The sequence below is a fragment of the Helicobacter sp. 13S00482-2 genome (assembly GCF_002272795.1).
Lineage (GTDB): Bacteria > Campylobacterota > Campylobacteria > Campylobacterales > Helicobacteraceae > Helicobacter_J.
This window is the reverse complement of the sequence record NZ_MLAT01000030.1, coordinates 1-8,275: the sequence shown is the minus strand read 5'-3', so window position 1 is coordinate 8,275 and position 8,275 is coordinate 1. Positions and strand designations below refer to the sequence as shown.

Here is an 8,275-nt window from a genome sequence, read left to right as displayed (position 1 = left end):
GTAGTAGAACCCTTTATCGAATTAAAGCACTTAGAGATTTCTATGATGTTAAAAAAGATGATTTAGGCGGATACATTGAAAGTGAAAACAATTTATCTCATGAAGGTGATTGTTGGGTGTATGATGAAGCCAAAGTATACTATGAGGCTAGAGTATTAAATGATGCTTGTATTCTTGGTAATGCTCATATCTTTAATAATGCTATAGCTTATGATTTTGCTAGAGTTTATGATAATGTTAGAATTCATGGCAATGCTGAAATTAGTGGGTACGCTGAAGTCTATGATAATGTTGAAGTTTATAATAATGCCCATATTTGTGGTAATTCAGAAGTTTCTGGTAATGCAGAAGTTAAAGGCAATTCAAAAATTAATGGTTCTGCTTTGGTTTGTTGTGATACCCGAATTTTTGATTATGCTAAAATTTTTGGCAATGCTGTGATCTGTGACAACGCTATGGTTTATGGCAACGCTATGGTTTATGAACGTGCAGAAATTTTTGGCAACGCTAAAGTTTATGGCAATTTTACAGAAATTTTTGGTAAAGCTAAAATACATGGTGATACACGTATTTACGACAATGCAAAAGTTTATGGTAAAGCAGAAGTTTATTGCAATGCAATGGTTTATGGTGATGCTAAAATTTATGGTAATGCCATAGTTAGTGATGAAGTACATATCTGTGGTGATGCAGAAATTAGTAGTGATATTAGAATTTGCGGTAACATTAAAATTTCTAGTGGTATTTACACCGATAGACTTTCATAAGGAGTTAAGAATGAAAGAAAATCTAAATTTCAAAAAATTTATTATTGATGGATTAAGAAAAGCAAATGAACAAGATAATTCTCTAGGAGATAGAAGTCAATATATTGGAGCTTCCGATATAGGACAATGTCCAAGAAAATGTTATTTGGGTAAAATCAATAAACAAGTTCTTGAAGAAAGAGAGTTATTAGCATTTGCTAGAGGACATGCTTCTGAAGAAAAATTTAAAAAGAGCTTTGAAGCTGCAAAAATAAATTTTGATTCTCAGCTTGAAATTAGAAGTAAAAAACATAATTGGATTGTAATTCACCCAGATTTTTTATTAAAAATGAAAAATGAGGATATTGCAATTGAATGTAAAGACACAAAAACAATTCCAGAAATTCCTTATGAAAGCTGGGTGTTGCAATTGCAATTACAAATGGGTGTTTTATTAGAAAATGGCTACAATATCAAAAGAGGTATGATTTTAGTTACTGGAATGCTAGAAGAAAAACTTCAGGCTTTTGAATGCTTTTTTGATCCAGTTCTTTATGAATTGGCATTAAAAAGAGCACAAAAGGTTTGGGATGCACTTCAAAGCAATATAGAGCCAGAAGCTGAAAAATCTCTATTGTGCTCATATTGTCATTTCCAGCAAGATTGTCCCAAAATGCAAATCAAAACTGAAATGACATTGCCTAATGAATTTTTAGATAAAGTAGAGAAAATCAAATCATTTTCAGCTACTGAAAAAATCATTAAATCTTATAAACAAGAAATCACTGATTTTCTAAAAAGCACAGATGTCAAAAATGCACGAGCAGGTGATTACAAAGTTTCTTTAAGTTGGTATCAAGGTAGAGAAAAAATCGATACCACTAAAATACCAACTGAGATACTGAAACTTGCAACAAACAAAGGTGATCCTTATCCTGTTTTAAAAATCAGTTAAGGATATTTAAGTAAGGAGTTTTTGATGGATTCAGTTAATACAAATAATACAAATAATACAAATAAATCAAATAAATGCTTAGAGTTTTTTAAAACTCTGCATTTGTTGATTTTAAAGGAAAAACTAATCCACCCTAAGGCTATTAAAGAAATTGAAATTGATGATTTGATATTAGAACTTCTAAAAGAGGAAACAGAAGAATTACCAAAATCTATCTTTCTTAAACTTAGGGAACGGGTTATGATGGCTAAAACAAAAGAAGATGTCTGGAGAAAAAGAAGATCCATCATTTTAGAACGTTTTAAAAGTATAGGGACAATCCTGTATAATAACACGATAAATGATCTGATTTTTGAAATTCCATATGATTGCGAAGATTCTTTTATGAATTTGATAGAAACCGAAATAGAAAAATCCAAAACAAAACAAGCAGAAATGTTAGAAAAAATGGAAAAAGTTGGATTTTCTGCAACAATACCAGATCTTAATCTAGACAAAAGAAAATTTAAAGTGGTAGCTGTCTTTGAAGTCGAGTATTTTAAAAATAAAGAGTCAGAACTTATAGCTATGCTTGAGAAACGTCTTGAAGAAGCAGAGTTTAAATCAATGCCAGAGATAAAAGTTGAACCGATTTAATCTTCAAGATTCTGACTTTGATCCTAAAGTTATTGCAAAAACTCTCAGTAGGATTTGCAGATTTTGGGGACAGACAAGAGAATTTTATTCTGTTGCGGAACATTGTCTAGCAATGGTAGAAGTTTTTGAGGATATTGAATTAAAAAAATGGGCGTTAATGCATGAAGTTTTTGAAGGATTAACTGGAATGGATATTCCTACTCCAATTAAACACACTGAGGCTATGGAGTATTATCGAGAAGCTGAAGAGAGAGCATTGATTCAGGCTGCTAGAATATTTGGACTTAACCCTCAAATTCCTGATGAAATTAAAATTGCCGATAAGAGAATGATGGTCACAGAAGCATTGCAACTTATGAACACTGAAAATTATGATTGGACACAAATTGCAAAACCCTTTAAAGAAGAACGTATTTTAAGACAAATTAGAAAGCGACAATGCCCTAATGGTCAAAACATTTATCTGAATATGAAAATAGCAGAAGATGCGTTTTTGCTTTCATGGAGAGACCTATTTGGAAAAATATAAAAACCAATCAAAAGGACTAAAATATGATACAATGCACTAAAGAAAATAAAGGAGAAACGATGGAAATACTACCCTACAGATTAACTGATGAAATGTATAAGGCCATCGATACTCGCTTTAAAGAAAAAAGAGACAGGGACATCGTTGTGTTCTGTTTGCAGGAAATTTTAGGTACTGAGAGTCAAATGGTTATCGATACGGTTAATAGAAAGATTAGCGGTATTATTTATGAGGTCAGTTCTGAACTTAAAAAAGAGTTTGCAACCAAATCAGATTTAGGATTAGTCAGAGCTGTTTTAGAAAAGCAAATCGCTGAAGTTAAAACTGAAATTGAAAAACGATTTGCTGAGGTTAAAGTTGATGTTGAAAAGCAATTCACTGAAGTCAAAGTTGATATTCAAAAAGTCAGAACTGAAATTGCTGATGTCAAAACTGAATTTAAAGATATGATGATTCAGACACAAAAACAAATAGCGAGATTAGCAACGAATGTAGAATCAATGCAAAAAGATTTTGGTGATAAAATAAAATCTTTTAAATATTCCATCATCGGTTGGTTTGTTGGAATTGCTATTGCTGCTATTGGAGCAATTGGAACAATTATTAAAATGTTTTAAGTATTTTAAAAATCCTTAGCTTGGCTTTGGATTTTCCTCTTTGAGGTTTATTAAGAGCTTAATGGAGCTTTTAATTGATTTCAAAAGAAATAATAGGTGTTTTTGTGTTTGCTATAGGGTAATTGAGAGATGGCTCAATTCTCTCAAATGAGAGAATTAATGACCATACTTCTTATCTCTTTTTAATATTGTCACTAGAGTTATTTGTATCTACTTTTTTGCCAAATTTTTCTAAAATACTTTTACCAATTCCACTTTGAGAAATACCTTCTAGCATAGCTCCCAACTGTGTTCCTCCATTGCTTGAAAAAATATCTGTAATTTTATCAATCCCATTACTTACATTTCCATTAGAAGCATTAGCGATAACTTTAACATCTGCTTTTTCTAATGCTTTTGCTTGAGCAATACCGATACTCTGCATTGATTCAATTTGTTTAATAGAAACAAGATAAGTTTGATAATTTTCATTTCCACCTATTTCTTTAGCAAGTTCAATTTGAGCATTGATAGGAGCGAGTTGCATCAATTCTTCAGCTTTTGCTTTTGCTTCTCCTTCTACTTTAATTCCTTCGGCTTCTTTCTTTTTACTCTCTAATAGAGCTTCGGCATCTAGGATTTGTTTGCTTTTCTCGCCTTCTGCATTAATTACCATTGTTTGTTTGATTTCTTCAGCTTTAACAATATTAACTTCTCTGTTAATATTAGCTTGTTCGACATTATTTACCCTTAAAACAGACATCTCTTTCTCTTTCGTAAGCCTTTCTTCTTCTTTTAAAGATTGAGTGGCTTTTTGAGCAGAAATATTGATTTCTTTTTGCACATCAACCTCTTTAAGTCCTACACTTCTTTTGGCCTCCTGATCTTGAATTTCGACATCTTGCTTGGCATTGATTTCTGCAATCTGTGCTTCTTTAAGGTTTTTAGCCACTTCGGTTCGACTTTGCATCTCAATAAGTGATTTCTTTTTCTCCATAATGTTTTTAATCACCGTTGATTCTTTAGAATCTCGAATATCCATCAGCTCTAAATTTTTTACCGTACTCACTCCCCAGTTTTTAAGTTGTTCCTGAACTTCTTCAGTAAAACTATTCCCAAAAGTGCTACGAGTATGCATAATATCTTCAACCTCAAAAGAAGATAGAATCGTCCTAATAGAGCCTTGAATAATAGCTACTAACTGTTCTCTTAACTCTTCAAAAGAATTTACCCTTTGAGCTGCTACATTGCTATCAGCGATTCTAAAAAAAGCCACAATATCAACCACAAAAGGTACCTTGCCCTTATCATATGCTTCATAACCACTTAAAGAAATATTAAATACTGATACTGGCAAAATAATTTTAGTAACACCCAAAATAGGTATCCAAGAATACCACTCATAGTAAGTGTTTCCATTTCCTGTATCTTTACCATAAGAAGTTGTCTTTTTTGAGGATTGAATAATATGAACCTCATTGGTTGGAACAACCCTTCTTAAACTGACTGGAATAGCAATAGCTAAAACCAATCCAACAACTATGAAAGCCACAATAACTTGAATAAACATATAAACTCCTTGCTTTAAAAATTTATACAATATTATAAAAATATCTCCATCTTATCAACATACATTCTAGTTGATTTTTCACATCTCTTTTGTTAATATAATCAATAATTTTAATAAAGGAGTAAAAAATGAGTAGTGATTTTTGGAGTGGCTGGTGGTGGAATGAATTGACACGACCAAATGAAAAACCGTATGTGCGTGGTTATAAAGAAATGATGGAAGAAGAAAATGCAAAGCAAGAATATTTTTTAAGAGTTAGCCAGAATTTTCAAAAAGTTTATTATAGAGCTTTTAGAGAAGAACTTTCTAGTTTCGAAGAAGGCTACCAAAAAGCTATTCAAGATGCTGCAGAACTTAAGATAGATAAAGCTCAAGACTTAGGTTTTAACTCTTCTTCTGAATTAGCAGATGCGATAGAGGCTGGAAAAGTCACTCCATATGTAGAAGATGGGTATATGAGGTTTAAGAAGAACTAAATCTTCTCTTCCTCTTTTAACCTAATTTTTCACTTTTGTTTAATTTTGCTCCGTTGTTGTATATTTTATACTTTTATACTTTGCTTCAACATATTCATACTTGTTTTGTGCTTCAAGTCTATTCCTATAAGCGTGAAGCCTTTCAATGTCATTCTTATAACCTTTAGCTCTTGGAGAGTTTTGATTTTTAAACTTGCTCAATGCTGATTCACTTTTGGTTATCTGGCTATAAATATCTCCTAATGATTCAAGGTTTGCAAATTTCCCTTCTTTATCAAGTGCATTGACTGCATTGTTAGAATTATCTAAGTTTGATTTTGCTACCGATAAGTTGCTTTGAGCTTCTGTCATTTTATTAGCTCTTAAGTTTTAGGCAGTTCTTAAATCTTCTTATGCTAAAATAGACTGTCTAGAAGTTATTGGGTTCCGTGCAGGGTTACAATCCCCTAAAAACCCTAAACTGAATAACTATTTAATCTTGCTTTATTGGTATGGCTCTACCCTAACTTGTTTATCAATTAGATATTTGGTCATATTGATGATCTCAAAGCGTTTAGACTCTATATTTTGGTACTTTTTAGCGATTCTCTTTTGAGCTTGTAGATCAAAACTTCCATCTTGCTTTATTGGTATGTCAATACATACTTCTTTTAATTGAGTTTGATTAGGCTTAAAATCTCTACTAAAACCATATTCATTAGCTTTTTGAATTAATATATACGATAAAAAAGATAAATCAAGATCATCAATAAACTCCTGTTTTAAATACAATGGAATAACTTTCTCAGATAAAGAAAATCTACCCTCACGATAGAAACAACCCAAAGAGCCATCTATATTCCAAGTTAAACAATTTTCAAAATATTTCACACCCTCGAGATTATCTTGAACATATCCATAAGTCGGCTTACCATGAAACTGTGTTGCTCCATATACTGGAATATCACCTTGATTTTGATTTATTAAGGATTTTGTAAATTTGCTAGTATTGGATACACTTTTACTAAAATCAAAAATCTCTTTTAATTCTACGCTTTTATATTGTACATTTTGATCAGCCTCTACAGTCATTGAACTTTTAAATTCTTTAGCAAAATTTACCATCAAATCACCCATATCAGATAAAAGATTAAAAAATTCACGATCATCAATTACTGTAATATCTTCATGTATATTTAATTCTTTTTTTTCATCATAACTCCAATCCCTATCAATAAGCCAATGTTGATCCTTCAATCTCTGAATATCGTGTATCTTACACCTCAAATTATCACTTTTATATTTTTCAGGATTAGACATAAAATATCTAAATTCTTCAGACATTTTAGGAAGATCATTGGCAGGGGTTTCAAAACGTTTAGCATCTCTTGTCTCCCCAATTTCAGATACCAAATAGGTAAAAAATGGTCTTTGTTGCTGTTTTTTGTCATCATCTTCTTTTTTTGTCAGTGCTACAATATAAGTCTTTTTGGGAGTTGCAAAAAATGTTCTTGATGGCAAAGAAATGATTGCATCAATTATACAAGTATCTAATATCCTATTTCTCAATCTTTTATCTCCTTGTCTGCTCATAATTCCATCAGGAAGAACAATAAAAGCTTTGCCCTTTGGCTTTAAGGCATTAATAATCCATTCCACTGCTAAACCTTCTAGACCATTACCATTAGAAGGATACAAGAACTCTAAACCTTTATCTTTAATTTCTTGTTTAATAGAGCTAACGCCACTTGTGACGTAGGGGGGATTTGTTATGATTAAATCAAAATAGTTTCTATACTGATCAACACCTAAAGTCCCTAAATTTGTTTTGACCAACTTGAAAACTTTGTTAAAAGCCTTTTCTGATAATTCTTTCATGAAAACACTCGTATTGTTGTTTGATAAAATATCAGAAAAATAAATAAGCATATTAGCTTTTGCTAAAATAATTGTCCTTTCATCTTCTTTCTCATCAGACCCTTTATCAAATCCTAAAATCTCTACTTTTGGATCAATGATACCATTTCTAGGCCTAAATTGTTTTTTTAAATTTTCAGAAGAATTTAATAGCTCCAATAAAAACCCCCCAACTCCACAAAAAGGATCACAGATCTTAATATCTTCTTTTAGATATTCAGGATTGATCATGTTTATAATGGAATTAACTACATTACGAGGAGTGAAATATTGACCCATTGCAGAAACACCTGCTGATTCTCTCAAAAAACTTTCATATAAACGTGTTTTAAATTGTTTATCAATCTTATTAAAAGAACCAAAATTCTTCTCATATTTATGAAACTCTTCTAAAACCTGTTTAAACAGACCTACTTGTGCCAAATTTGGTTCTCCAGTTTCATTAACAAAAATCGTCCCATTAATAACCGTTGTGCCATCAAGAATACTTTTAGGAAACATCTCTTTAATTTCTTTTCTAACACTCTGAGCATAGGTTTTTAATGCTGCTTCAGAATTATTTTTGCTCAATTCATAGATGGTATAAAAATCAAACGGATATTCTAAGACCTTTAAATCAGATAAAAATTTAAAAATAAACATTTCAACAACGTTATATAAACATTTTTCAGGTTCTTTGCCTGTGCTTATCCAAATCTTTTGCCATACTCGATCGGCAAGATTTTTAGGATTTAGTATTTGAATTTTTTCAAGCTGATTATTTTTACCAATATGATTCAACCTATCAAATAATCTACAAAGTTCTTGTTTTTCTTCATCTGTTAATTTTTTATCTGCTATTTTTGCACTATCAAAAACAAATCTCAGTTCA

The 8,275-nt window shown here is 31.2% G+C and carries 9 protein-coding genes; 6 read left to right on the top strand and 3 right to left on the bottom strand.

Annotated features, from left to right (window positions below; genetic code table 11):
* The 5 genes from BKH42_RS09585 to BKH42_RS08720 all read left to right on the top strand — a co-directional run.
* Positions 1-767 (top strand): hypothetical protein (locus BKH42_RS09585; protein WP_095296226.1); only part of this gene is annotated, 767 nt, incomplete at its 5' end.
* 10 nt (positions 768-777) lie between these two features.
* The gene (locus BKH42_RS08735; protein ID WP_180674034.1) at positions 778-1,701 is read left to right on the top strand and encodes a Dna2/Cas4 domain-containing protein; all 924 of its coding nucleotides are present in this window, start codon (positions 778-780) and stop codon (positions 1,699-1,701) included.
* 24 nt (positions 1,702-1,725) lie between these two features.
* Positions 1,726-2,337 (top strand): hypothetical protein, encoded by a 612-nt coding sequence (locus BKH42_RS08730; RefSeq protein WP_095296224.1) that lies wholly within the window; start codon positions 1,726-1,728, stop codon positions 2,335-2,337.
* Complete coding sequence (locus BKH42_RS08725) at positions 2,324-2,866, top strand: hypothetical protein (protein ID WP_180674033.1); 543 nt, start codon at positions 2,324-2,326, stop codon at positions 2,864-2,866. Before BKH42_RS08730 ends, BKH42_RS08725 begins: the two co-directional genes overlap by 14 nt.
* A 23-nt stretch (positions 2,867-2,889) precedes the next feature.
* Positions 2,890-3,483: a hypothetical protein gene (locus BKH42_RS08720; RefSeq protein WP_095296223.1), complete on the top strand. Its 594-nt coding sequence runs from the start codon at positions 2,890-2,892 to the stop codon at positions 3,481-3,483.
* A 172-nt stretch (positions 3,484-3,655) separates the two neighbouring features.
* Here the strand turns inward: BKH42_RS08720 and BKH42_RS08715 are convergent, their stop codons facing one another.
* Positions 3,656-5,032: an SPFH domain-containing protein gene (locus BKH42_RS08715; RefSeq protein WP_095296222.1), complete on the bottom strand. Its 1,377-nt coding sequence runs from the start codon at positions 5,030-5,032 to the stop codon at positions 3,656-3,658.
* Between the two features lie 128 nt (positions 5,033-5,160).
* Between BKH42_RS08715 and BKH42_RS08710 the strand changes: the two genes are divergently transcribed.
* The gene (locus BKH42_RS08710) at positions 5,161-5,508 is read left to right on the top strand and encodes a hypothetical protein (protein WP_095296221.1); all 348 of its coding nucleotides are present in this window, start codon (positions 5,161-5,163) and stop codon (positions 5,506-5,508) included.
* Between the two features lie 39 nt (positions 5,509-5,547).
* Here BKH42_RS08710 and BKH42_RS08705 read toward each other — a convergent pair whose 3' ends face one another.
* The gene (locus tag BKH42_RS08705; RefSeq protein ID WP_095296220.1) at positions 5,548-5,859 is read right to left on the bottom strand and encodes a hypothetical protein; all 312 of its coding nucleotides are present in this window, start codon (positions 5,857-5,859) and stop codon (positions 5,548-5,550) included.
* A gap of 132 nt (positions 5,860-5,991) precedes the next feature.
* Positions 5,992-8,275: N-6 DNA methylase (locus BKH42_RS08700; protein WP_219349853.1), on the bottom strand; the 2,284-nt coding region annotated here is incomplete at its 5' end.

Excerpts from the sequence above, each read along its gene's own strand:
- BKH42_RS08735 (WP_180674034.1), top strand. The coding sequence starts at position 778 with ATGAAAGAAAATCTAAATTTCAAAAAATTTATTATTGATGGATTAAGA.
- BKH42_RS08730 (WP_095296224.1), top strand. The coding sequence starts at position 1,726 with ATGGATTCAGTTAATACAAATAATACAAATAATACAAATAAATCAAAT.
- BKH42_RS08720 (WP_095296223.1), top strand. The coding sequence starts at position 2,890 with ATGATACAATGCACTAAAGAAAATAAAGGAGAAACGATGGAAATACTA.
- BKH42_RS08715 (WP_095296222.1), bottom strand. The coding sequence starts at position 5,032 with ATGTTTATTCAAGTTATTGTGGCTTTCATAGTTGTTGGATTGGTTTTA.
- BKH42_RS08710 (WP_095296221.1), top strand. The coding sequence starts at position 5,161 with ATGAGTAGTGATTTTTGGAGTGGCTGGTGGTGGAATGAATTGACACGA.
- BKH42_RS08705 (WP_095296220.1), bottom strand. The coding sequence starts at position 5,859 with ATGACAGAAGCTCAAAGCAACTTATCGGTAGCAAAATCAAACTTAGAT.